This window comes from Variovorax brevis (genome assembly GCF_030317105.1).
GTDB classification, from domain to species: Bacteria; Pseudomonadota; Gammaproteobacteria; order Burkholderiales; family Burkholderiaceae_C; genus Variovorax; species Variovorax brevis.
Window position 1 is genome coordinate 255,841 of the sequence record NZ_JASZYG010000001.1, and the last position, 23,952, is coordinate 279,792.

General features: G+C 66.4%; 20 protein-coding genes and 1 pseudogene. 8 read left to right on the forward strand and 13 right to left on the reverse strand.

All coding sequences use genetic code 11. The features are described 5' to 3' along the window. Nucleotides 1-42 precede the first annotated feature (42 nt). The 11 genes and pseudogenes from QTI66_RS01010 to QTI66_RS01060 all read right to left on the reverse strand — a co-directional run bounded on the left by QTI66_RS01010 (nt 43) and on the right by QTI66_RS01060 (nt 9,026). Nucleotides 43-525: a hypothetical protein gene (locus QTI66_RS01010; protein WP_286556827.1), complete on the reverse strand. Its 483-nt coding sequence runs from the start codon at nt 523-525 to the stop codon at nt 43-45. 22 nt (nt 526-547) lie between these two features. Then, nucleotides 548-946 (reverse strand): PAAR domain-containing protein, encoded by a 399-nt coding sequence (locus tag QTI66_RS01015; RefSeq protein ID WP_286556830.1) that lies wholly within the window; start codon nt 944-946, stop codon nt 548-550. After that, on the reverse strand, nt 946-1,605 hold the full coding sequence (locus QTI66_RS01020; RefSeq protein WP_286556833.1) for a phage baseplate assembly protein V: 660 nt from the start codon (nt 1,603-1,605) through the stop codon (nt 946-948). The genes QTI66_RS01015 and QTI66_RS01020 overlap by 1 nt, the downstream gene beginning before the upstream one ends. After that, nucleotides 1,602-2,627, reverse strand: a complete 1,026-nt coding sequence (locus QTI66_RS01025; protein WP_286556836.1) for a hypothetical protein — start codon at nt 2,625-2,627, stop codon at nt 1,602-1,604. The genes QTI66_RS01020 and QTI66_RS01025 overlap by 4 nt, the downstream gene beginning before the upstream one ends. Continuing rightward, nucleotides 2,624-3,289, reverse strand: coding sequence for a hypothetical protein (locus tag QTI66_RS01030; protein WP_286556839.1), 666 nt, complete (start codon nt 3,287-3,289; stop codon nt 2,624-2,626). The genes QTI66_RS01025 and QTI66_RS01030 overlap by 4 nt, the downstream gene beginning before the upstream one ends. Then, nucleotides 3,286-4,548: a hypothetical protein gene (locus tag QTI66_RS01035; protein WP_286556842.1), complete on the reverse strand. Its 1,263-nt coding sequence runs from the start codon at nt 4,546-4,548 to the stop codon at nt 3,286-3,288. The genes QTI66_RS01030 and QTI66_RS01035 overlap by 4 nt, the downstream gene beginning before the upstream one ends. Before the next feature lie 34 nt (nt 4,549-4,582). Then, a complete protein-coding gene (locus tag QTI66_RS01040; protein WP_286556844.1) occupies nt 4,583-4,984 on the reverse strand; it encodes a hypothetical protein in 402 nt (133 codons plus the stop codon). 34 nt (nt 4,985-5,018) lie between these two features. Then, on the reverse strand, nt 5,019-6,716 hold the full coding sequence (locus QTI66_RS01045; RefSeq protein WP_286556849.1) for a phage tail sheath C-terminal domain-containing protein: 1,698 nt from the start codon (nt 6,714-6,716) through the stop codon (nt 5,019-5,021). A gap of 28 nt (nt 6,717-6,744) precedes the next feature. Further along, entirely contained in the window at nt 6,745-6,984 is a 240-nt protein-coding gene (locus tag QTI66_RS01050) for a hypothetical protein (RefSeq protein WP_286556852.1), read from the reverse strand. 181 nt (nt 6,985-7,165) lie between these two features. After that, nucleotides 7,166-7,990, reverse strand: a complete 825-nt coding sequence (locus QTI66_RS01055; RefSeq protein WP_286556854.1) for an AfsR/SARP family transcriptional regulator — start codon at nt 7,988-7,990, stop codon at nt 7,166-7,168. A 241-nt stretch (nt 7,991-8,231) separates the two neighbouring features. After that, nucleotides 8,232-9,026 (reverse strand): annotated as a pseudogene (locus QTI66_RS01060) (SDR family oxidoreductase). Between the two features lie 411 nt (nt 9,027-9,437). On the opposite strand from QTI66_RS01060, the gene nirB reads away from it, so the two are divergent. The 4 genes from nirB to QTI66_RS01080 all read left to right on the forward strand — a co-directional run bounded on the left by nirB (nt 9,438) and on the right by QTI66_RS01080 (nt 15,141). Then, entirely contained in the window at nt 9,438-11,969 is a 2,532-nt protein-coding gene (gene nirB / locus QTI66_RS01065) for a nitrite reductase large subunit NirB (RefSeq protein WP_286556857.1), read from the forward strand. Between the two features lie 19 nt (nt 11,970-11,988). Then, on the forward strand, nt 11,989-12,333 hold the full coding sequence (nirD, locus tag QTI66_RS01070) for a nitrite reductase small subunit NirD (protein WP_286556859.1): 345 nt from the start codon (nt 11,989-11,991) through the stop codon (nt 12,331-12,333). Between the two features lie 39 nt (nt 12,334-12,372). Further along, entirely contained in the window at nt 12,373-13,185 is an 813-nt protein-coding gene (locus QTI66_RS01075; protein WP_286556862.1) for a formate/nitrite transporter family protein, read from the forward strand. A 237-nt stretch (nt 13,186-13,422) separates the two neighbouring features. After that, nucleotides 13,423-15,141, forward strand: a complete 1,719-nt coding sequence (locus QTI66_RS01080; RefSeq protein ID WP_286556864.1) for a bifunctional protein-serine/threonine kinase/phosphatase — start codon at nt 13,423-13,425, stop codon at nt 15,139-15,141. 4 nt (nt 15,142-15,145) lie between these two features. Here QTI66_RS01080 and QTI66_RS01085 read toward each other — a convergent pair whose 3' ends face one another. Together QTI66_RS01085 and QTI66_RS01090 are read right to left on the reverse strand one after the other, a co-directional pair. Then, nucleotides 15,146-15,886 carry a hypothetical protein gene (locus QTI66_RS01085; protein ID WP_286556867.1) on the reverse strand — a complete coding sequence of 247 codons (741 nt, stop codon included), beginning with the start codon at nt 15,884-15,886 and terminating at the stop codon, nt 15,146-15,148. 100 nt (nt 15,887-15,986) lie between these two features. Further along, a complete protein-coding gene (locus QTI66_RS01090; RefSeq protein WP_286556868.1) occupies nt 15,987-18,524 on the reverse strand; it encodes an SBBP repeat-containing protein in 2,538 nt (845 codons plus the stop codon). A 503-nt stretch (nt 18,525-19,027) separates the two neighbouring features. Here QTI66_RS01090 and QTI66_RS01095 point away from each other — a divergent pair. The 4 genes from QTI66_RS01095 to QTI66_RS01110 all read left to right on the forward strand — a co-directional run bounded on the left by QTI66_RS01095 (nt 19,028) and on the right by QTI66_RS01110 (nt 23,949). Next, nucleotides 19,028-19,813, forward strand: coding sequence for a hypothetical protein (locus QTI66_RS01095; RefSeq protein WP_286556869.1), 786 nt, complete (start codon nt 19,028-19,030; stop codon nt 19,811-19,813). 132 nt (nt 19,814-19,945) lie between these two features. Next, nucleotides 19,946-22,216: a YjbH domain-containing protein gene (locus QTI66_RS01100; protein WP_286556872.1), complete on the forward strand. Its 2,271-nt coding sequence runs from the start codon at nt 19,946-19,948 to the stop codon at nt 22,214-22,216. A gap of 222 nt (nt 22,217-22,438) precedes the next feature. Then, nucleotides 22,439-23,515 carry a polysaccharide biosynthesis/export family protein gene (locus tag QTI66_RS01105; protein ID WP_286556874.1) on the forward strand — a complete coding sequence of 359 codons (1,077 nt, stop codon included), beginning with the start codon at nt 22,439-22,441 and terminating at the stop codon, nt 23,513-23,515. Beyond that, nucleotides 23,512-23,949: a low molecular weight protein-tyrosine-phosphatase gene (locus QTI66_RS01110; protein ID WP_286557788.1), complete on the forward strand. Its 438-nt coding sequence runs from the start codon at nt 23,512-23,514 to the stop codon at nt 23,947-23,949. The genes QTI66_RS01105 and QTI66_RS01110 overlap by 4 nt, the downstream gene beginning before the upstream one ends. Nucleotides 23,950-23,952 lie beyond the last annotated feature (3 nt).

The window sequence follows — 23,952 nt, forward strand, 5'->3', positions numbered from 1 at the left end:
CACGCACTGGCGTTGCGCTTGTCCTGGGAGCGGCCCGGTAGCTCACAGTCCCACCTCCAACTGCAGTGTGATCGCCGCCGCGTCGGCCGGAACGATGGGCTTGACGGCCAGCGTGAAGACGAAGTTGTCGACCTGCTCCTGGTCGCGCTCGAAGCGCAGTTCCACGGCCTTGGGCTGCACGCGCGGCTCCTGCGCCACGGCTTCCAGCACGAAGGCGCGGCACAGGTGGCGCAGTTCCTCGTTCTTGCCGCGGCCGATGAGTTCGACCAGGCGGGAACCGTAGTCCGCGTGGCCCAGGGTGGCGAGCGTGCCGCGTGCGGTCAACAGGCGCAGCAGCAGCGCCTGGGCCAGGTTCTCGCGGGCGTCGATGGTGTCGAGGTCGAAGAGCGTGTCCGGCTGGCCGGGGCGCGGCCGGCGCACCACGCGTGTCTTCTGGCGCAGGTCGAGCGCAGCGGCATCGTGCGCGACCATCTGGGGCACGACCAGCAGGTCGGTGCCGAAGAGGGCGTCGGGAGCGGTGGCCATGTCCGTGTTCCTGCTTCGCCGCTCATCCGCCGATCAGCACCGTGCCGACAGCGATCAACTGGCCCTTGGGGGCCGTCGGCGCGATGTCGTCGCAGGTGGTCGCGGTGTCGAGGTTGCGCGCGGCCTGTTTGCCGCCGATGAGCACCGTCGCGCTGCCGCTGAACACAGTCGCGCTGTTGGGCGGCGGGTTCTGGAAGGGGCCGCCGGCAGGGATGTGCGGTGGCATGTTGTCGGCCGTCGATCCGACCACCGCCGCCGGCTGCCCCATGATCTTGACGCTCGCGATGGTGCCGCCGGTGATCTGGCCCGAGAAGGGCGAGGGCAGCGGCGTCGGGATGGGTCCGCCGGGCGAGGGGATCATCACGATGTGGGTGTCCACCGCGACGATCTGGCTGCCGAGGGTGGCTGCGGGTTGGCCCATCAGTTGATCTCCACCATGCCGGCGCTGATCTTGACCTTGGCGCTGCCCGCGATCTCGATCTCGCTGCCTTCGAGCTTGATCTTGCCAGCCGACTTCAGGCTCATGTCGCCGTCGGCTTTCATGGTGATCGAGGTTTCGCCGGCCGCAGCCGTGAGGCGTCCGCCACCGGCGCCTTCGAGCAGCACGCTGAGCTTGCCGACAGCCAAGCTCAGCTTGTCTTTTTCGACTTCGATGAGCACGTCGCCCGGCAAGCTGAGGCTGAACTTGACCGGGTCGGTGTTGATCTTGCAGGCCAGTTCCGGCTCGGACGCGCCGCTGGGCAGGTGCAGCACCAGTTCGCCGTCCTTGTGCCTGGGCGGTTGTTGATCGGGGTGATAGAGGCGGCCGACGACCACGGGCGCCTGCCAGTCGCCTTCCATGAAGGCCACGAGCACCAGGTCGTCGATGGCCGGGATGGCTGCGAAGCCCATGGCGCCGACCGCCACCGGCACGCGCGGCAGCACGATGCCGGAGTCGCGCAATTGAACGCTCACGGCGTGGTCCGCCGTGCCGGCGTGCGCGAACTGGCTGGTGACGACGCCGACGCTGGCAACCGGCCGCGCGCCTGCCTCGTGGCGGGCGATTCGCGCCATGCTGTCGTAGAGCAGGGCGGCGCTCACAGAAGACCCCCGACGGCGCCCGCAGCGGCGCCGAGTGCCGCGCCGAGCAAGGAGGGCGCGCTGGCGCTGCGTGCTTCGAAGCGGGTGCTGCCGGCGCCTTGCGCGACGCGATGTTCCACACGGGTCACGAACCAAGGGCCGCCCGACAGGTCGTCTGGCAGGTCCTGAACCTCGATCACCTGGCCAGGTCGCAGGCTCGGCAGCAGGAAGCAATGCGCAATGAGGCGCGAGGCGTTCGCCGCCGCAATGCGGCTCAGTGCATCCGATGCATCGCTCGCAGCCTTGGGCGTGCGCAGCAAGGGTGTCGCGAGGCGGATCACACCGGGGCCGCCCGCAGCGGCGGACGAGGGAAGGAAGCCGACGGTCGGCCGCATCGCATCCGGCGCGCTGGCCGAGCCGGCCGGCCCGGCGCCGATGGCAAAGCTCTGGCCCTGCGCCACGGCTTCGCCCAGCACTTCGTAGTGCGTGATCTCGCGGCCGAAGCGCAGCGCGGCGTCGGCCGGGCCTTCGGGCAGCGTGTGGACTTCGAGCTTGCCGTCGCTGCCCGAGCAGGCGAAGGCGCCGCCCAGCCTGGCCAGCTCGGCCACATGCTCCGCGGCGTTGCGCGCTGGATGGGCGATGTAGGCCGGCAGGTCGAGGTCGACGTCCATCGTGCCGGCGCTCAGCGACAGGTCGCCGACCAGCTTGCGGATGATCTGCGCGGCCGATTGCTTCTCGAAGCTGCAGGCGGGCCGGAAGGCCGCGAGCGCGGCGCCGGCGTCGATGAGTTCGACTTCGATCGTGGCCACGTTGCGCCGAACGCTGCGCACGCTGCCCTTGAGCACCGTGGCCGCGCCTTCACCGCCGTCGAGGTCCAGGCTGGCTTCGTCGCCGGCCACGGCCTCGAAACGCACTGCGGCCGGCAGTGACAGGCGGGCCGAACTGCCGCGCGGCAGCAGGTCGAGGCAGGCGCTGCAGGCCATCGCCTGCGTGTCGTAGCGCAGGTTGCCCAGCGTGGCGGAGACGGCGGGCGAGAGGCTCATGACGAGAACATCCCGCCCAGCGAGCGCGTGGCTTGCTGGAAGTCGTTGGCGATGGCGCCGACGCCCGCACCCGCCTGGTCCAGCGGCTGCAGGATGCCGGCAAAGTCGAGCCCGCCCGATGCGGCCAGGCTCGCCAGCGCGCCGAGCGCCTCGACGGCACCCAGCGCCTGATCGACGGCGCCCGCCACATCGCTTGCCAAGTCGGCGATGTCACCGAGCACACCCGCATCGAGGCCGAGGTCGCCAAGGCCCAATCCGTCGAGTCCGCCGAAGCCTGAGACTTCGGCCGGTGGTGGCAGCGGCGGGCTTTCGACGAGTTCCATGCGGTACTCGATGCGCTGCGGCGAGCCGGCGGTCTCGTGCGCCTGGAAGCTGCGGATCACGACCTTCTGAAGGTCGAGCGCGGCGGTGATGTCGGCGGAGAAGGTCAGCTCCTCGCCGGTTTGCGTGGCCGTTTGCAAGGTGCCCAGCGCATCGCGCGCGCCTTCGCCGATGAGCAGGCCCGAGATGTGCACGCGATGCGAAGGGCGGCCGGAGCGTTGCTGGAGTTCGCCGGCAAGACCTGCGATTCGGGTCGGCGCGAAGCCTGCGTCCAGCGAATGCTCGATGCGCTGCACGTAGTCCAGCGGTGTGTCGCCCAGGAGCGGGATCGGGCGGGTCATGGTGCAAGGCCCCGGAGGTCGCATTCGCTGGCCATGGCGCGGGCGATCTGGTCGAGTGGGTCGGGATGGGCCATCACGGGCGGCGCGACGGGCTGTGTCGTTGCATGGCTCGCGGACTGTTCTTCCGGGCGGTTGGCCCATGTTGGCGCGGCGGGCCACGGTGTGTGGGTGGCACGCTCGGTGCTGTGGCCAAAGTGCGGTTCGGGCTCGCGTGCAACCGGCACGGCGAGCGCAACGGCAGCGGTCGGCGCCGAGGGGGTGCGATGGAGTTGCCAACGTGCCCGCAGCGGGTTGGTCGTTTGCACGGGCGTTCGAGGTGTCGCGCCAGTCCTTGTTGCGTGAGCCTGCAATCGGAAGGGATGCACCTCGGCGCCAACGACGGCAGGGACTTCAGGCACATCCGGACTCGGTGCCTGTTTGGCGTTTGCGTTGGTACTGGTGCTGGCCTGGCTTGCAGCGCGCGGGCCAGCGGGGTTCAGCGGCATGCTGGCAATACGCATGGCTGCGCTGGAAGACGGTGCATGGCGAAGGGGCTGCGCGGGCTCCGTGCGCGACTGCGCTGCGGTCGCATCGCCTTGGACTTCGCCATCGTTCAGGGCGGGCCAAGTCAGTTGCGATCTCGCGGAGGCAGACGCGGGTTTCTGGCGCGCGAAAGTTGATGCCGATATCGTTTGTGCCGGCCGCGATGCAGGCGCCTTCACCTCATCCGTCACTGCTTCGTCAAAGTCACCCCGATCCAGCAGGCGCTGCAGCATCTCATCGATCAAGCCGGCCAGATCCAGCGGCGCAAACACCAGGCGCTGCCACCCGCCCGAATGCGATGCAGCGCCGACGCGCTCGATGGCGGCAAGGTCGACCGCCATCGCACTCTGGTCGCCGTCTTCTCCCGGCATCGTGCAATCGCGAAACGGCGGTGCCTCCAGGGCACCGCCGGCCAAGGCGAGCAGCAGGCCATCCAAAGCCTCGGACGTCGTCGCGGACGACGAAGGCGCAGCGACGAGCATCAACTCCCGCAACGCCTGCAGCAGGCTCGCCGCAGGACTTTGCGAACGCAGCGCCGCAGCCACACAGCGGCTTCGCTCATCAAAGCCCGGCAGCCGCAGCGTACTGCCGTCATCCAGCCAGTAGTGCCCCGCCTGCGGCAGCGCACGCAGATGCATCTCGCACCCGGCAATGGCAACCCGCCCCCGCGCCAAGTCGATCTCGACGCCACCGGCCACCGCACGCTCCGGCATTCCAACCGCCAGGGAAGAGCCCATCGGGACCACGCTGCTGCCTTCCGTTCAAATGAACTCAGGCGGCAGGCGCAGCCGCGGCCATCTCCTCGCGCATGCGGGTCGCGGTGAACGCGTACACCGCCACGCCGTGCCCGCCGCTGGCCATCTCGAAGCTCTTGTCCGTCAGGAAGCATTCGTCGAAGGTCACCGTCATGCGCGTGGCGCCATGCACCAGCACCGCGCTGATCTGCACGCTCTGGTCGACCGTCAGCGCGTCGAGCGCGGGCGCGGTCGAGGCGACACGCAGCACGCCTTCGATGACCTGCGCGCCGCTCACGAGGCCGATGCGCTCGTTGCTGCCGAGGCCGAAGACGTTCTCGCGCGCCTGCACGCGGCGGTAGTCGATCGAGCGGACGCCTTCGATCGCGGTGCCCGCGACAAGGACCTGGCTTTCGTTGGCTGCGAAGAGGGTGGGCACGGGGACCTCCGGAATGCGTTCTTGGAAGTTGAGTTCAGTTCTTCACGCGCAAGGTCGCGTAGATGAAGTCGATGCTGCGCACCGGCCGCACCGCGATGTCCACCCGCACCGTGCCCTGCGCGAAATCGAGCTGCGTCGAATACACATCGACGAGGAAGGCCGGGTCGCTGCCGTCGGTGGAGGGCACCAGCGCGCCGGCGCGTTCCATGCGCGTGAAAGTCGCGACGATCTGCTGCTTGAGCGCCAGCCGCGCCTCGCTCGAATTGAGTTGCCCGATGAAGTTCTCGGAAATCGCCTTGGTCTCGCGGATGCAGATGTCGGCCACGCGCGTCACCGAGATCTGGTCCCCGGATGTGTCGAGCCCGCGCAGCACGACCACGCCGCGGCCCGCGCGCTCCTGCACCACCAGCAGGTTGGTGCTGCTGCCGAGCAGGCGGTTCAGTTCGCTGTCGCGGAACTTCGAGGGCGCGATGCCGAACAGCGGCACGTTCTTGAAAGTGGGCGAGTCTTGCGGATTGAGCCGCCCCACCAGTCCGGCAACTGCACCTTCGGCCCCGGGCGGCGCGACCAGCACGAAGCGCCGGTTGCGCGAAAGCGCCGAATGCTCGCGGATCTGCGCGAGGTCGCTGCGCTCGGCCGCGGTAATCGATCCGAAAGCAATGCGCGGCGCAGCGTTGTCCGCCATCGCCACCGCGTGCGCCGACAGCGCCTGGTGGATCTGTCGCACTTCCGAACTCGCGCGGCCGGCCTCGACGGAGGCGAGCACCAGGTCGATGCGCGTGTCGTCGGACAGCAGATCGATCGCGGTCTGGTATTGCGCGACGGTGGGCGATTCGCCGTCCGCAAACACTACCGGCTCGACGGTGGCCACCGGCAGGCGATTGGCGTCGCGCGAACTGAGCGCGGTGAAGCGCACGAGACGGCTTTCGGTGGCGAGCACGGCGGGCAGGTGGCGTGCGTTGTCCGGGTCCATCACGAGGCCGACGAACTCTTCCTGCAGCCCTTGCTGGAACACCGCGACGTCGAGCGTGCCGGCTGCGGCACCGGCCGCAATGCGTACGCTGAGCCCGGCCGGATCCACATTGGCGGCCGGCGCGAGCGACAGCACGTTGCGCGTGCCGGGCAGCGGTTCGGGAATGTTCAGCGCAACCGGCGGATCGGCGAAGGCATAGGTGCCAAGCCGCGGCCCCACGGTCGCAAAACCCGGGTCCACGGCAACCACCAGGCTCGATTGCGAATTGATCGCCTCGAACAGGTCGTCCGGCTGCCCCGGCGCCACCTGCAAGTCGGCAAAGCTCTCCAGCATCACGCCATTGCGAAACAGCCGCACGCTGGCGCGCACCGCCTCGTTGGCCGCGTTCATCACGGTGCGCACCTCGGCACGCAGCGCGTTGCCGGCCGCGCCGTTCGATCGGCAGCGCAATCGCACGACTTCCTCCGCCGCGCCGTTGAGCAGGCGCGCGGTGGCCGGAGCGCCGCCCGCGACCGGCGCGATCACGACCTCACCGGCGCCATTGGACAAGGCATGCACCGCCTCCGGCATGCTGGTGAGCGTGCCGGGGCCGAGCAACTCCCGCAGTTCCGAGGTTTTCGTGACGCCGATCAACCCGCCGCCTTGCGGCTGCCTGTCGACGATGCCGACGATCCCCACGATGCCCGAGGTGGCGGGCAAGGGGGGCAACACATCGAACCTGGCTTCGACCCGTACGCCGGGCACAACCAATGCTGGCATTTGCTGTTCTCCTGAGAGAGACCGTGATTCAGGGCGGCGCCGGCGTGGCGCTGTCCTCCGACGCCTGGCACATCCGGCTGCGCACCAGCGCGAGCGCTTCGTCCACGCTGTTGGCATGCCGCGTCTCGCCGCCATCCGGCTCGGTGACCTTGGCACGCCACAACGCCCCGGCGCCGGGCCCCGGGGCACGTTCGAGCCAGAAGCGGAGAACGAAGACGCGATCCTGGGTGGGATCGCCATCGCTCGAGCGCAGGTTCCTGGCTGTCATGTTTCGAACGATAGGGGCCGCTTCTCACGGGCAGTTGCACGTGGGGCTCCACGAGGAATCAACGGCGCGTAACGGCGGGGTCTCAGGAGCGTTTCGTGGCGATGTACGCCCGGATGGCGAGCACCTCTGCCGCGCATCGCCGCCGCATCACGGTGCGATCACGGCAAGATCACGGTGGTCGTCACACTGCGTTCTGGCGCGACGCGGCGCTCTCCAGATGGCTTCGTCGCCAGTCGCCGATCTCGTTGCAAATCGCCCCAGTGATCAGCGCGCCGCGCAAGGCCAGTGTCTCGGGCATGGCATCGACTCCGACCTGGGCGCGCAGCGCCACCTGCCAGCGCGTCAGGTCGCCGATGGCTTGCGCGCGCTGACCGTTGAGGAACAGCAGGATGCACAGGCTGCGCATCACGGTCTCGCGAAACGGGTCGGCCACCAGCACGCGGCGCGCTGCATCGATGGCCGGTTCGTATTCGCCGTGCGCCGCGAAGAGCTGTGTCAGCTGGCACAGGCACCGCACATACAAAGAGTGCAGCCGCTCCCGCTCGGTGATCACCCAGTCGCCATCGTCGCCTTCAAGGAACGAGCCGGTGTAGAGCGCCGCCGCGCATTCCAGCCGGCGCATGCGTTCGTCGAACTGGTCGCCGGCATGCCCGGAAAGCGCGTCGCGCACCGCCGCGTTGAAGTCGTGCGTGTCGATCTCCATCCACGCGGGTCGCTCGAAGACGATTTCATCGCCGCTGCTCACGAGCACGCCGTCGCAGGGTTGACCGGGCGCGCGCGCCAGCAGGGTGCGCAAGCGCCACACGGCGGTGTTCATGGCCGCGCGCGCCTGCGCGAGCGAGCGGTCGTTCCAGAACATCTCGGCCAGGTACTCGCGCCGAACCACGCGCCCCGGAAACTGGAAGAGGTAGCCCGCCATCAGGCGGCCACTCGGCCCCAGGTCGAGCGCGACACGGCGATTTTCCAGCGCGACCGACATGCGGCCCAGCATCGACACAGTAAGCATGACCCTTGCCTCCACTCGCAACAGCGCAAGCGCGGAAGGCGCCGTTGCGCAGGCTCGCCCCTTGGGTGATCGGCGTTGGTTCTTGTGACGGTATCGCCGGGAGGGTAAGCGATCGCAACTGTGGCGCGCGGCGGCGGCGTTGGCAATCTCTCGTACGGCCAGGTTCGCGAACTGCGACCTTTGATGTAGATGAGGTGCGAGGCCTTCGCGCCGGTTCGCGAGGGACTCGCTCAGCTTGCGCTCAGTAGGCGCGTGTGAATCCGCCGTCGTGCAGCAAGTTCGCGCCGGTCATGTGGTCCGACATGGCGCCAAGCAGTTGCTCGACAACGACCGCAACCTCTTCCGGCGTGCCGTACTTGGCGAGCGGAATGTTCGACGTCTCTTCGACCAGGCGCTCGCCCAGGCTGACGCCCGCCTTCTCGGCGCGCCTTTGCACCGAGGCCTTGTAGTCGGGCGTCAGCGTTCCGCCAAGCGACAGGGTGTTGACGTGGATGCCACGCTCGCCCAGCGCGAACGCGAGCGTCTTCGCCTCGGCCAGCCATGCACAGCGCAGAACGTTGCTCGTTGCATAGTGCCCCAGCGCTTGCACCGACGTGACGGCCGAGATGATCACCACCTTGACGCGCTGGCCCCGAGCCGGGTCGGGTTGCATCGCCGGGATCACGGCCTTCAGAAGCCCCAGCGGGCCGATGAAGCTGCGCTGGAACAGCGCGCGCCAGATGTCGTTGGGTGGCAGGCAATCGTTCGTCGGAGACATCTGCGGCGGCATCATCACGAGGCCATCGAGCACGGTGCCCTGGTCGGCCAGCCGTTGACCGAAGGCGGCGACGGCGACGTCGTCACCCATGTCCACCGGAATGGCTTCGTAGCGGCCGGGACGAATCGACTGCAACTCGTCGCAAAGCGCGAGCAGCTTGCCTTAGTCGCGAGCGGCAAGCACCAGCGCGCGCCCCGATTGCGCAAGCCGGGCGCAGACAGCGCGTCCGATACCGCCGCTTGCGCCGGTCACGAGAACGGATCGGCTGTCATTGTTCATGGAAGCTCCTTGACACGACAACCGCGGCGGGTCGCAAGCGGTTCATTGTGCGCTCGCATGGGCAGGTCAGCGTGGAAGATTGCATGCACCAAACAATGGTCCACCGCACCACATGGGCGCACCGTCGCCCCAGGCTGGCGGCTTTTCCTTCATGCACAGCCCGCAAACCCCGGCACGGTAATTGCTCATCCCCTTCCACTGGCCTCGCATGCAACGTTGCGGCGGGCAACCAGTGCCTCCGCTAATGACGGCGGGATCCGAGCGGATCGGCAGCAATGACGCTGGCGGTCCGTCTGTTCCAACCCGATTCGCATCCGTTCCATGCGGGGGCCCACTGCCGCTGTCTTTTCCAGACAGCAATGTCCGGTGGTCTGCACTCTCACGGTAGCGCTTGCGTGTGCAGGATCCGACATGAAAATCGCAGTGATTGGCCACGGCATGGTGGGCCACAAGTTTCTGGAGCAACTCGACGAGCTGGGCATCGCGCAGGCAGAGGTCACGGTGCTGTGCGAGGAACCGCGCCCGGCCTACGACCGGGTGCACTTGTCCGAATTCTTCTCCGGCAAGACGGCTGAAGACCTGTCGCTGGTCGAGCCCGGCTTCTTCGAGCGCAGCGGCTTCACGCTGCGCCTGGCCGCGAAAGCCGTGGCCATCGAGCGGCGCAACAACACGATCACGACGGCTGACGGCGAAGTCGTGCACTACGACAAGCTGGTGCTGGCCACGGGCTCCTCGCCCTTCGTGCCGCCGGTGCCCGGACGCGACCGACCCAACTGTTTCGTCTATCGCACCATCGAAGACCTGGAAGCGATGAAGGCCTGCGGGGCCCGCTCCAGGTCCGGCGTGGTCGTCGGTGGTGGCCTGCTGGGCCTCGAATGCGCCAAGGCCCTGCGCGACATGGGCCTCGAAACGCACGTCGTCGAATTCGCGCCGCGCCTGATGACGGTGCAGGTCGATGAAGGCGGTGGCCGCGCCCTGCGCAACAGCATCGAGGCGCTTGGCCTGCATGTGCACACCGGCCGCAACACGGTGGAGATCGTCGACGGTGCGACCGCGCGGCACCGCATGGTGTTCGCCGACGGCACGCACCTGGAGACCGACATGATCGTGTTCTCCGCCGGCATCCGCCCCCGTGACGAACTGGCGCGCCAAAGCCTGCTGGCGCTGGGCTCACGCGGCGGCATCGCGGTGGATTCGCATTGCCGCACGAGCGACCGCAACGTCTACGCCATCGGCGAATGCGCCGCGTGGAACGACCAGACTTTCGGCCTCGTCGCACCCGGCTACGAAATGGCCCGCGTGGCCGCCAAACACATCGCCGGCCAGGACGAAGCCGCCTTCACCGGCGCCGACATGAGCACCAAGCTCAAGTTGATGGGCGTGGACGTCGCCAGCATCGGCGACGCGCACGGCAAGACGCCGAAGTCGCGCTCTTATCAGTACGTCAACGAGCACAAGCAGATCTACAAGAAGATCGTCGTCAGCGAGGACGGCAAGCAACTGTTGGGTGCCGTGCTGGTGGGCGACGCGGCCGAGTACGGCAATCTGCTGCAACTGGCGCTCAACGGCATCGCGCTGCCGGCCGATCCCGAGTTCCTGATCTTGCCTTCGAGCGACGGCAAGGCCAAGCCTGGCCTCGGCGTGGAGGCTTTGCCCGATACGGCCCAGATCTGCTCGTGCAACAACGTCAGCAAGGGACAGATCTGTGCAGCGGTAGGCGAGGGCGCCTGCACCATCGGCGACATGAAAGCCTGCACCAAGGCCGGCGCCTCGTGCGGCGGGTGCGTGCCGCTGGTCACGCAGGTCATGAAGATGGAGATGGCCAAGCGCGGCATGGCGGTCAACAACCACCTGTGCGAGCACTTCGCCTATTCGCGCCAGGAGTTGTTCCACCTGGTGCGCGTCGGCGAGATCAAGACTTTTGCGGACCTGCTCGCCAAGCACGGCAAGGGGCTGGGTTGCGACATCTGCAAGCCGACGGCCGCGAGCATCTTCGCGTCGTGCTGGAACGACTTCGTGCTCAAGAAGGACCTGGCCAGCCTGCAGGACAGCAACGACTACTTCCTGGGCAACATCCAGAAAGACGGCTCGTACTCGGTCGTGCCGCGCATGCCGGGTGGCGAGGTCACGGCCGATGGCCTGATCGCCGTGGGGCAGGTCGCGAAGAAGTACGGGCTCTACACCAAGATCACCGGTGGCCAGCGCGTGGACCTGTTCGGTGCGCGCGTCGAGCAACTGCCTTCCATCTGGGAAGAGTTGATCGCCGCCGGCTTCGAGTCGGGCCATGCGTATGGCAAGTCGCTGCGCACGGTCAAGAGTTGCGTTGGCTCGACCTGGTGCCGCTACGGCGTCGATGACAGCATGGGCATGGCCATCGAGCTGGAGAACCGCTACAAGGGCCTGCGCACGCCGCACAAGATCAAGTTTGGCGTGTCAGGCTGTACGCGCGAATGCGCCGAGGCGCAGAGCAAGGACGTGGGCGTGATCGCCACCGAAAAGGGCTGGAACCTTTATGTGTGCGGCAACGGCGGCATGAAGCCGCGCCATGCCGAACTGATCGCCTCCGACCTCACGAAGCCCGAGTTGATCCAGCTGATCGACCGCTTTCTCATGTTCTACGTGCGCACGGCCGACCGCCTGCAGCGCACCAGCACCTGGCGCGACAACCTGGAGGGCGGGCTCGACTATCTGAAAGGCGTGCTGATCCAGGACACGCTGGGCTTGGGCGCCGAGCTCGAAGCCCAGATGCGCCACGTCGTGAGCACCTACCAGTGCGAGTGGAAGACCGCGGTGAACGACCCGGCCACGCGCCAGCGCTTCCGTTCTTTCGTCAACAGCGAGAAGCCGGATGAACACATCGTGTTCGTGCAGGAGCGCGGCCAGATCCGGCCGGCGCGCGGTGCGCAGACTGACGACGCGACTTCCGATCTTGAAACCGCCTGATGAACACGAGCACATCCCCATGACCACCACCGAAACACTTCACTGGACCGCCGTGTGCGCCGCGAGCGACATCCTGCCCGACACCGGCGTGTGCGCCCTCGTGGATGGCGTGCATGTCGCGATCTTTCATGTCGGCGGGGCGGGCGAGTTCTTCGCCATCGACAACGTCGACCCGAAGTCGAAGGCCAGCGTGCTGTCGCGCGGGCTGGTGGGCAGCCTGGGCGAGCGCATCGTCGTCGCATCGCCGCTCTACAAGAACCACTTCGACTTGCGCAACGGCGAATGCCTCGAAGCGCCGGAGCACTCCGTGCGGGCGCATGCGGTGCGTGTCGATGAAGGCCGCGTGCACGTCTCGCTGGCCTGAACCTCATTCATTTATCTCTCAAGATTTCAAGGAACCCACATGGCCTATCTCGCCCCTGCCGAATTCGTGACCAAGATGGTCGACGCCGGCGAATCCAAGCTCCTGATGTCCACGCGTGACACGCTCATCCGCTCCTACATGGCCGGTGCCATCCTGGCGCTCGCGGCGGCCTTCGCGGTCAGCATCACCGTCAACACCGGCAATGCGCTGATCGGCGCGATGCTCTTTCCGGTCGGCTTCATCATGCTGTACCTCATGGGCTTCGACCTGCTGACGGGCGTGTTCACGCTCGCGCCGCTGGCCGTGCTCGACAAGCGGCCCGGCGCGACCTGGGCCGGCGTGCTGCGCAACTGGAGCCTGGTGTTCGTCGGCAACTTTGCCGGTGCGCTGACCGTGGCGGTGTTCATGGCGATCATCTTCACCTTCGGCTTCAGCGAAGGGCCGAACGCCATCGGCGAGAAGCTCGGCCACATCGGTGAAGGCCGCACGCTGGGCTATGCGGCGCACGGCGCGGCCGGCATGCTGACGCTGTTCATCCGCGGCGTGATGTGCAACTGGATGGTCTCGACTGGCGTGGTTGCAGCGCTCATGTCCACCAGCGTGTCAGGCAAGGCCATCGGCATGTGGATGCCGGTGATGATCTTTTTCTACATGGGCTTCGAGCACTCGATCGTCAACATGTTCCTGTTCCCCACTGGCCTGCTGCTGGGCGGCAAGTTCACGCTGATGGACTACCTGATCTGGAACGAGATTCCGACGGTGCTGGGCAACCTGGTGGGCGGGCTGACCTTCGTGGGGCTGACGCTGTACGCGACGCACTACAAGACCGCGCCCAAGCGCGCCCTCACCTGAGAAGGTGTGAGTATTTCTGCTGCGGCCACCGATCTCGGGTCTGCGGTGCCCACCGTACAGGAGTACGGTTCCGGAGAAGGTGTGAATATTTCTACTGCGGCCACCGATCTCGGGTCTGCGGTGCTCACCGTACGGGAGTACGGTTCCGCTCCTCAACCCGACCTCGGCGCCCTCGCTACGAAATCTTCACACCTTCTCGCGTTGCGTCGAGGGAGCCAATTGCGGGGAGAGCTTCGCGTGACGCTCGGCCAGCATTCGCTGGCGGGCGCGAAGGGCAACAACCAGGACTTCCATGGCGCGATGCTGCCGCAAGGGCTGCTGCGCATGTCCAAGGGCATCGCGGTGGCGATTGCCGATGGCATCGGCTCCAGTCGCGTCAGCCAAGTGGCAAGCGCGGCGGCGGTGCGTGGGTTTCTGGACGACTACTACGCCACGTCCGAAGCCTGGTCGGTGCGGCGCTCGGCGCAACGGGTGCTGGGCGCCACGAACTCGTGGCTGCACGCGCAGACGATGCGAAGCCATGCGCGCTTCGACAAGGACGGCGGCTACGTCTGCACCTTCAGCGCGTTGATCCTCAAGGGTCGCGACGTGCACATGCTGCACGTTGGCGACTCGCGCATTTACCGGCTGCACCCGCATGCGCTGGAACAGCTCACGGACGACCATCGCGTGCGCTTGTCGTCGTTGGAGTCGTATCTCGGCCGCGCACTGGGCGCCGACTCCCGCGTGGAGATCGACTACGCCCACTGGCCCGCCGAAGCCGGCGATGTCTACCTGCTGGCGACCGACGGCGCCTATGCCCACCTCGACGCGGAGACGGTGCACGATGCGCTCGCCCGATGCGGCGGCGACTTCGATGAAGCGGCGCGCATCCTCGCGTGTACCGCGCAGGCCAGAGGCAGCGATGACGACGCCACCATCCAACTGCTGCGCATCGACGAACTTGCAGCGCCCGATGCGGCGCGACTGCCGCCGCAACGAGAAAGCCTCGCCATCGCGCCGCCGCTGGCGCCACGCGCAAACTTCGAAGGCTTCACGCTCGTTCGCGAACTGCAGGTGAGTTCACGCAGCCACGTGCACCTGGCCGTGGACGACGCCACCGGCCAGCAGGTGGTGCTGAAGCTGCCCTCCGTCGATCTGCAGGGCGATGCGGATTACCTCGACCGTTTCGTGCTCGAAGAGTGGGTCGCGCGGCGCATCGACAGCCCCCACGTGCTCAAGGCCTGCGCGATCGACAGGCCGCGCACGCACCTGTATGTCGCCATGGAGTACGTCGATGGCCAGACGCTGGCGCAATGGATGGTCGATCATCCCAAGCCCAGCCTGGACAGCGTGCGCCGCATCATCGAACAGCTGGCCGCGGGACTGCAGGCATTGCACCGGCGCGAGATGCTGCACCAGGACATCCGGCCCGAGAACGTGATGATCGACCGCAACGGCACGGTCAAGATCATCGACCTGGCATCGACCCACGTGGCGGGTCTGGCTGAAAGCGCCGGGGAGGGGCAGGCGCTTGCGATTGCCGGCACCTTGCAATACACGGCGCCCGAATACTTTGTCGGCCGCGGCGGCAGCGTGCGTTCGGAGATTTTTTCAGTGGCCGTGATCGCTTACCAGATGCTCACGGGCCAACTGCCGTATGGCCTGAACGTGACGCGCGTGCGCTCTCCCGCCGACGTGAACCGCCTGAACCATGTGCCGATGCGCCACTTCCGGCCCGATCTGCCTGCGTGGGCCGATGCCGTGCTGCAAAAGGCACTGCACCCGAATCCTGCCAAGCGGCAGGAGGTTGTGTCCGAGTTCGCGCACGACCTGCGCTCGCCTGCGCAAGAGTTCCTGCGTGCGCGGGCGACGCCGCTGATCGAGCGGCACCCGGTGCGCTTCTGGCAATGCGCGAGCGCGTTGCTGGCCGCAGTGGTGGTTGTTCTGTTGGGGCTGCGGGTGTTGGGGCATTGACCCCTCAGCCACCGCACTGGCTTCCCAGTTCCGTCTTGGTGTCAGGCAGCGCAATCGCGCCTTTCTTGGCGAGGGGGCTGACGACCTTTTTCCTGAATGCGCCGATGGCCTGGGGTGAATCCTCGCCGGCTTGCGACACCTCGATGGCGCGACGATTTCCGGGCAGTGTCCATTCCTCGATCTTCAAATCCGGCCGGTTCTTTCTCTTGATGGTCAGGCGCGTCATGCTGCTTTCACAAGGCGCGAAATGCGCGTTCAAGGCCTCGGGCACCGGTGGGGCCTTGCTCTTCGACTCGACGGTGCAACTGCGCGAATAGGCGCGCGCCACATCCTGGGCGTTGAAGGTGATGTCGATTTCGGTCTTCGGCTCTTCGGTCGCTTCGCCTGCGGGACATGCGCTGCCTTCAAAGCTTGGCGCGGGAGGCAAGGGAGAATCGTTGCGGACCTTGTAGGTCAACTCGTGTCGCAGCTTGTTGGTCCGCAGGCGGGTGCGAAGAATCGTCTTGGTGACGGTCAGGTTGGCGGGTGACTTTGCGTCGGTGGCGTATCGAATCTTGAAGTGGTCTTCATCGTCGACCTTGCCGTTCGGGGCAAGTTGCGCCTTGACCGCCGACGCCGATGGAGGGCCACCCACGGAGGGGTCCCAGCGGAATGCAAACTCGACGTCCATGGCATGGATCTGCGTCGTTGCCGCGAGCAGACCGCTCGCCAACGTCAAGCCAACAAAGAAACGGCGCAGCTTCATGGTTCCCTTCGTCCCGCAGCGAATGTAGAACGCGCCTCCAACAGGCGCATCCCTCGCGCGGATGACGAAGGGGCCCGTCACGCCACGGTTGAAGGCGCACTCAATACAGGCTGCCGTCCGCGGGCTTCATCTTCAGCACGAACCAGTCGTTGCGATCGGTCGTGCGTCCCGGCGTGCCGAAGGTGCCGATGGTGGTGCCGCACACGAACACATCGCCATGCAGGTCCAGCGTGATGCCCAGCCCGCGATCGTTTCTGGTCGAGGTCGCCGGCAGGGTGGGGCCGTATTGCTTCACCCACTGGCGCGTTCCAGCCGCGTCGTAGCGCGCCGCGAACATGTCTTCTCCGCCTTTGGATGTTTCGCCTGGCAGCGTGCCGCCCGTGAAGCCGGTGATGAACACGGCCGAGCCGTCGGCGTTGGTCGCGACGCCAAAGGCTTCGTCGTCAAAGAAGTCCGCGCCCACGGTTTCCGACGACAGGTTGTGAACCCATTGGCGCACGCCGGTTCCGTTGAACGCCGCAACAAAGGCATCGCCCTGCGCAAGGTTGGGGGACACCGCCGGCGTGCCCGACACGTCGAAGTCGGCGTTGGTGTGCCCGGACAGATAGACCTTGCTGCCGTCGGCCGACACCGCGATGGCGTCGCCCCGCACGGGCAAGCCGAGGTTGGTGGCGAGCGTTTCGCCGCCCAGTTGGGTTTGCCACTGCAGCACGCTGTTGGTGTCGAACTTGGCGGCATAGGCGCCGTTGCGGCCGCTCGGGCTGGACTGCGTCCATCCAGCCAGGTAAGCGTTGCCAGCAGCATCCACCGCCACGCCGTGCGCCTCATGGAACGTCAGGGGCTCCGCTGCCTGCGCGGTGGTCTTGAACTGCCCCTGCAGCACCCACGAGCGGACGCCCGCGGTGTTGTACTTGGCAATGAAGTAGTCGGTGAAGCCCACCGGCGCCGCTTGCCCCGGCAACGCGCCTGCGGTGGAGCCGACGACAAAGGCGTTGCCCGCCGCATCCACGGCGACGCCGTTGCCGACATCGTTTTCGCTGGATCCCAACAGGTGTACCCAGAGCCGGTCGCCGTTGGGCGCGAACTTGGCGACGAAGACGTCGGTTCCGGCGACCGGCGTTTCGCCGGCGACGACTGTCAGCGTCTGGCCGGTGACGTAGATGTTGCCGCCGCCATCCACGGCCACGCCGTTCACCGCTTCGAACACGCTGGTGTTGCCGGCCACGTCGAGCACCTGCCGTTGCCACAGCAGCGAGCCGCTGGCGCTGTACTTGGCGACAAAAGGCTTGGTGGCGCCCGCATCGGCAACATCGGTGAACACGCCCGTCGTGTAGCCGCCGATGACCACGTTGCCCTGTGGATCCGTTGCCACCGCGTTGGCAGAACTGATGGGCGAAGTCACCGGGTCACTCGGGAAGGGCGCGCCGGCTTGGCGAATGCCGGTCCACGCAGGCAGCACATTGAGCGTTGCCGTCGGCGACGTGACGCTGCTCACAGCGTTGCTGACGGTCACGCTGAAGGCGGCGCCGTTGTCGGCCACGCTGGTCGTCGCCAGGACGTAGGTCGCCGAATTCGCGCCCACGATCGGCGTGCCATTGCGCAGCCATTGATAGCTCGGCGCCGTGCCGCTCGCGGTGACGGTGAAGTTGGCCGCCTGTCCGGCCGTGACGGTCACGCTCGCGGGCGGCGTGACGATGGCGGGCGGCACGGGTGCCGCCGTGACGGTGAGGATGGCCGCCCGGCTGGCCGCGCCGCCGGCTGCGTTGGTGATCTGCACGCTGAAGGTCGACCCGCTGTCCGCGGCCACCGTCGCGGCTGTGGTGTAACTGGCCAGGTTGGCGCCGGCAATCGGCGTGCCGTTCTTGCGCCACTCGTAGGCAAGCGGAGCGGTGCCCGCCGCGAGCACCGTGAAGGTGGCGGTTTGCCCCTCGTTGACGGTGGCGTCGCCGGGCTCGGTCGTCACCGTCGGCGCAACGGGCGTGGACGTGACGGAGAGCAGGGCGTCGCCGCTGGTTGCACTGCCCGCGGTGTTGGTGACGACCACGGAATAGAGGCCGCCGCTGTCCGCTATCGCGGTGGCCGGGATGGAATAGCTCACGCTGGTGGCGCCCGCGATGGCCGCGCCGTTCTTGCGCCACTGGTAGGCCAGGGGCGCGGTGCCGCTCGCCACCACGCTGAAGGCGGCCGATTGGCCCGCGACCACGCTGATGGCCGCCGGCTGCGTCGTGATGACGGGCGCCACAGCCACGGGTCCGACGGTGAGCGTGGCCGCATTGCTCGTCACCGAACCGAGCGCATTGCTCACCACGACGACGAACAACGCGCCGTTGTCGGCCGTGGTCGTGGCGGGGGTCGTGTAGCTGAAGTCGGTGGCCCCGGCGATGTCCGCGCCGTTCTTGCGCCATTGATAGGCGAGGGGCCCTGAGCCCGCCGCGGTGACCTCGAACTTGGCCCTCTGGCCGACGGTCACCGTCACGCTGGTGGGTTGATCCGTGATCGACGGCGAAGTGCCGCGTGGATGGGGATGATGGCTGCCGCCGCAAGCCGCCAGAAGCAGCGGCATCAGAAGAAGGGCGACCCAGCCCAACCAGCGCAGCCGGCCCATTGACAGGGCCCCAGGAAGCATCGACTTCGCCATGCGTGTTCTCCCATCACAGCCCCGCCCGTTGTGGGCGAGTGCTTACGCCGAAATGTTAGCGAAGGTTATCTCGAATTAACGCTTTTCGTCTCGCTGAATGAGATGTTTTGGGGGTCGGGCTAACCGGCAAGGCGTTGCGCAAGTGCAACTGAATCATTTTGTTGCACAAAAGTCGTTAAAAAATCACGAATACAAAGGACTTGCATCGGTTGCTACTGACCGCTGATTCAGCAAGTCGATGTGTCGCAAATAGCGTCAACGCACGGGTAAACGCGAACTTTCCTACGCCATCAAGCAACTATTTCGTACTACTCGCAGCGAACGGCTCGGCCAAGCAAAGTTTTTTGAAGTCCGTTTTTGCCCCGTTAGAATACATTTTGAAAGGAATGTGAAAGTGTGGAAAGCAGGCTGTCGTCCCGCGGTGCTTGGCTTCTCTCAGGTCTTCTGGGCCCCGCAACACCTTCTTTTCGAGCAACTTTGCAGCCTTTATTTCTGAAATTTCAATGAAAAAACTCGTGAACGTGAACGGGATCAAGTTCCTGGCATGCGCTGTGGCGCTGGCATCGATGGCCGCCTGTGGCGGTGGCGGCGGTGGTAACGGTGGTGGCAGTGGCGACAACGGCGGCAACGGCGCCGGCGCCAACGTGACGGTTTCCGGCACGGCTGCAAAGGGTGCTGCGCTGGTGGGCGCGAGCGTCTCCATGGAATGCGCGAACCACGCCAAGCTCACGGGCACGACCGACGGCAATGGCCGCTACAACGCCACGGGCAACGTCGTTTACCCCTGCGTGGGCACGGCAACGCTCGGCGCGGCCAAGTACCGCGGCGTGCTCTTCAAGGGCACGTCGGCCAACTTCACGCCGCTGACCGACGCGCTCGTCGAAGTCATGCTGGCCGCCGCGGGCACCGGCACGGGTTCGATGACCATCGACCAGTTCCTGGCCAAGGCTGGCGCTGATGCGACCTTTGCTGCCAACGTGTCGTCGGAAGCCACGATCGAGTCGTACCGCGACGCCGTCGTCGAAGTCATCAAGGCCCAGCTGATTGCTGGCGGCATGACCGAAGACCAGGCCAACGCAGTCCTCGCGGCCGCAGATTCGCTCAACTTCGAATCCGCCACCTTCGCCATTGGCTCCGACCTCGACAAGGTGCTCGACAAGACCGCCGACGTGATGCAGAACGCCGACGGCTCCGTCAAGGCTGGCGTCCTGGCCGACGCCAAGACCGAAGGCAACACCCTGCCGGTGCCCGGCAGCGGCGCCACGGGCGCGACCGGCGCAGGCGGCTAAGAGCCCTCCGCTCCTCGCGAGCCCCCAACGCCAAAGGGCAGTCGATGACTGCCCTTTGGCTTTATTCGGGGCGCTCTTTTGTAACTAACTGGTTTCGATTTGATGGGACGCGTTCTCGATGTAGGCGCAGGCATGGCCCTGCTGGCCTTGGCCGCACCGCCTGCGCTTGCGCAGCAGCAGCCAACCGCCGTGCTCAGTGCATCCGGCTTCACCGGCTTGTCGGTGACGCCGACTGCGCAGCTCTTGCGCTGGGGCACGATGGGGCTCGCCTATGGCAACGACGTCGTGGGTGCGCCCGTCAGCCGCTTTTACGACACGGGCGGCAGCAACTTCGTGGCCGGCTTCGGCCTGCTGCCGAACCTGGAAGTAACCGGCCGCTTGGCCGCGAACACGATGAGCGTCAACTGCTACATCGAGCCTTGCGGCGTTCGGGACCTGTCCTTCAATTTCAAGGCCGGCATCGCGCTGGACGACCCGCGTCGCTGGAACGTGGCCGTGGGCGCGACGGACCTCGGTGGCGCGGCCACTTTCTTTCGCACGGCCTATGGCGTGGTGACGTACACCGCCGGCAGCCAGCGTGAACTCGACCTGAGCGCGGGTTATGCGCAGCGCAGCGAAAGCAATCCGCGTCGCGCTTCGACGCCGCTGGACGGTCCGTTTGCGAGTGCCGCCTATCGGCCTTGGTCGTGGTTGCAGGGCCAGGTGGAATACGTCGACAAGCACGCTTGGGCCGGTGCCCGTGTGTTTGCGCCGGCTGGCTGGTTGCCTGATGGCTGGGCTGCGCATCTTGGCGCCAACTTCCGGGTGTATGGCGATGAACGCACGGCGCGTAGCTGGTACGACATCGGTTTGACGGTGCCGCTTTACAAGGTGTCGACGGAGCGGACTGCGTCTGCTGCATCTGCCGCTGCTTCGACGCGGAGCGCGCCGGGCGCCATGGTTTCTGCGCCCGCGCCAGCACCCGTTGCACCCGCGCGTGAGTTCTCTTCGGCGGGCTTGCCTGTTTCGGCGCCGCTGATCGTGCCGGTGGCGCAGGCGGTTGCGCCCGCCGCTTCGACGGGTGCTTCCGCATCTGACAACCAACCCGCCACGCAAGCTGCGCGCGTGGGCGACGCCCAGTTGCGCAAGTTGGCGGATGCGCTGGTCGCCAAGGGCTTCGAAGATGTGTCGGTGGGTCGCCTGTCGGATGGCGCTGTCGCCGTCCAGATCAACAATGCGACCTACAACGTGAACACGGCCGACGGCCTGGGCGTGGCGCTGGGTGTGGTGGCGCGTCAACTGGCGGATGCGCGCGTGGGCTACCGCTTGGTGCTGACGCAGCGTCAACTCGCCATCGTCGGCGCGCGTGGCCAGACCGACTGCCTCGCGCAGTGGATCGCCTACGAAAAGCCAGCCTGCACGGCAGCGAGCTTCTTCACGCCCGGCACCTCGGAAATCGGTGCTTCGCTCGACGGCGCCGATTGGATCGTCAAGGGCACGGCTCCCAGCTGGGCCACGGCGCGCCTCATCGTTCAGCCGGTGCTGCGCACGTCGCTGGGCACCGAATACGGCGTGTTCGACTACTCGGTGGGCGTGCGCGCGACCGTGCAGCAGCCCTTGTGGAAGGGCGCCTACGCCGAAGTCAGCCACGTTTCGCCCATTGCCGAATCGGACGACTTTCGCGACGGCAAGGTGTTCAGCGCGAGTCGCATCGTCGACGCGACCGACCGCATCCTCATGCACCAGGTGGCGCGCCTGCCCGTCGAGGCCTTGTTCGGCCAAGGCAATCAGGACGCTGCCACGCGCTGGGGCGCCAACGCATTCACGGCGCACGTCGCGGCCGGCCGCTTCGACAGCAACTACCGCGGTGGCTATGGCGAACTGCGCTGGGAGCCGGGCGAGGGCGCCCATCGCTTCGGCGTGGAAGGCGGCCGCTTCGAACGCACCACCGAATACGACCGCTTTCTGCCGATCGAGTCACGCGCGCTGCTGGGCAGCTACCGCTTTGCCTACATGCCGACGCACACCTACTTCGAGGCGAGCGCCGGGCAGTTCATGTACAACGACCGCGGCGTGAAGGTCGGCATCAAGCAATGGTTCCACGACGTGGCCGTGAGCCTTTACGTGCGGCGCACCAAGTTCGAGTGGGAGCCCGATGCGCGCAACTTTGCCGGCATCGAAATCTCGTTTCCGCTCACGCCACGCAAGGACATGAGCCCGACCCATCACATCCAGGTGACGGGCTCGCCGCGCTGGTCGTACGGCGTGGAGACCGCGGTGGGCGGCGGCGCCAACTACGTGACGACCGGCCAAGGCGTAACACCAAATGCCTCAGTTCTTGACAAAACTTTCAATTCGGATCGTGCGAATGTTCGCTATTTCGAAGAGAACGTTCCGAGAATTCGTACGGCAGCGTCTCGATAAACGTAAAAACTATGTAAAATCATGGAAACGTTCCGTGACACTCATATCGATATGCGAATCGCTTCCAGCGATTTGCAACGTCTTCGGGCATCGCGGCCTCGGCCGCTTCGTTTTCCCAACCCCTACATGTTGATTACTCCTTTGCTGCGAGTTGCTTCGCTGTGTTCGTCTGCGCGCCGCGCTTCGCTGATCGGCGCGGTTTCGGTGTTGGCGGGTTGCGCCATGTCGCCCGGCATCAGCTTTGACGACGCCATTCAAAAAGAAACGCGCGCTTCGTCGGCCACCGCGATGGATGCCGACACTGACGCGGCACCTGCCGGCGCACTGCAGAGCATCACGCCTGACTTGATCCGCAAGCAGCGTTCGGCGCAGGCCAACGATGTGGGCGAAGACGTCAAGCGCCTGTTCGGCTCGGCCGCGGCCTACCGCATTGGCGCCGGCGACATCCTGAACATCGTCGTGTGGGACCACCCCGACCTGGCGCTGCAGCCTGCGGGCTCGATCACCACCGACGCCACCAGCGGCTCGCCGGTGAGCAACGGCTACAACGTGAGCCAGGACGGGCAGATCCAGTTTCCGTACGTGGGCAACTTCAAGGTTGGCGGCCTGACGGAATACGAAGTGCGCGACCAACTGGTCAAGCGGCTGTCGAAGTACTTCAACGACCCGAAGGTGACGGTGCGGATCCAGTCGTTCCGCAATGGCCGCGTGTATGTGGACGGTTCGGTGCGCACGCCCGGCCTGCAAGCGGTGAACGACATCCCGATGACCCTGCCCGAGGCGATCAGCCGTGCGGGTGGCTTTGCGGCGGACGCTGACCGTTCGACCGTGACCGTTTCGCGCGACGGCACCACCACGCTGGTGAACATGCCCCAGCTGATTTCGCTGGGCATCAACCCCAACAAGATCATGCTGGGCGCGGGCGACATGGTGCGCGTGTTCAGCCAGGACGATGCCAAGGTGTATGTGATGGGCGAGGTGACGCGCCCGACCGCGCAGCCGCTGCGTAATGGACGCCTGTCGCTCAACCAGGCGCTGGGTGAGTCGGGTGGCGTGAGCACCACCAGCGGCAACCCGCGCCAGATCTATGTCGTGCGTGCAAAGGCCGGCGGCGATGCCGAGGTCTACCACCTCGATGGAAGCAACCCCGTGTCGTACGCGTTGGCTGAAGGCTTCGAGCTCAAGGCGCGCGACGTTGTGTATGTGGACCCCGTCCCGCTGGTGCGCTGGAGCCGCGTGATCAATCTGATCCTGCCGAGCGCGCAAGTGGTGGGTGTCGGCAACGCGGTGGTTCGCTGATGAAGAACATCCTTGTGGTTTGCGTTGGCAACATCTGCCGCAGCCCGATCGGCGAGGCGCTGCTTGCTCGAGAGTTTCCTGAGAAGAAGGTCTGGTCGGCAGGCTTGGGTGCCCTTGTGGGCGACCCGGCGGACCCGATGTCGATCGCGGTGGCTGCTGCGAATGGAGTGGATCTGACGGCGCATCGCGCGCAGCAGATCACGAGCTTCATGTGCCAGACGGCGGACCTGATTCTGGTGATGGAGCAAGGCCACAAGGCTGAACTTGAAAAGCGTTATCCGCTGGTGCGTGGGAAGGTTTTCAGGTTGGGAGAGATCGACAAGTTCGATATTGCCGACCCGTACCAAGCACCGAAGGCTGCCTTTGAGGCGGCTTATGCAGACATTGCCCGCGGCGTTGCCGCCTGGGCTCCGCGCATTCGCCAGTTGGGCTGAATG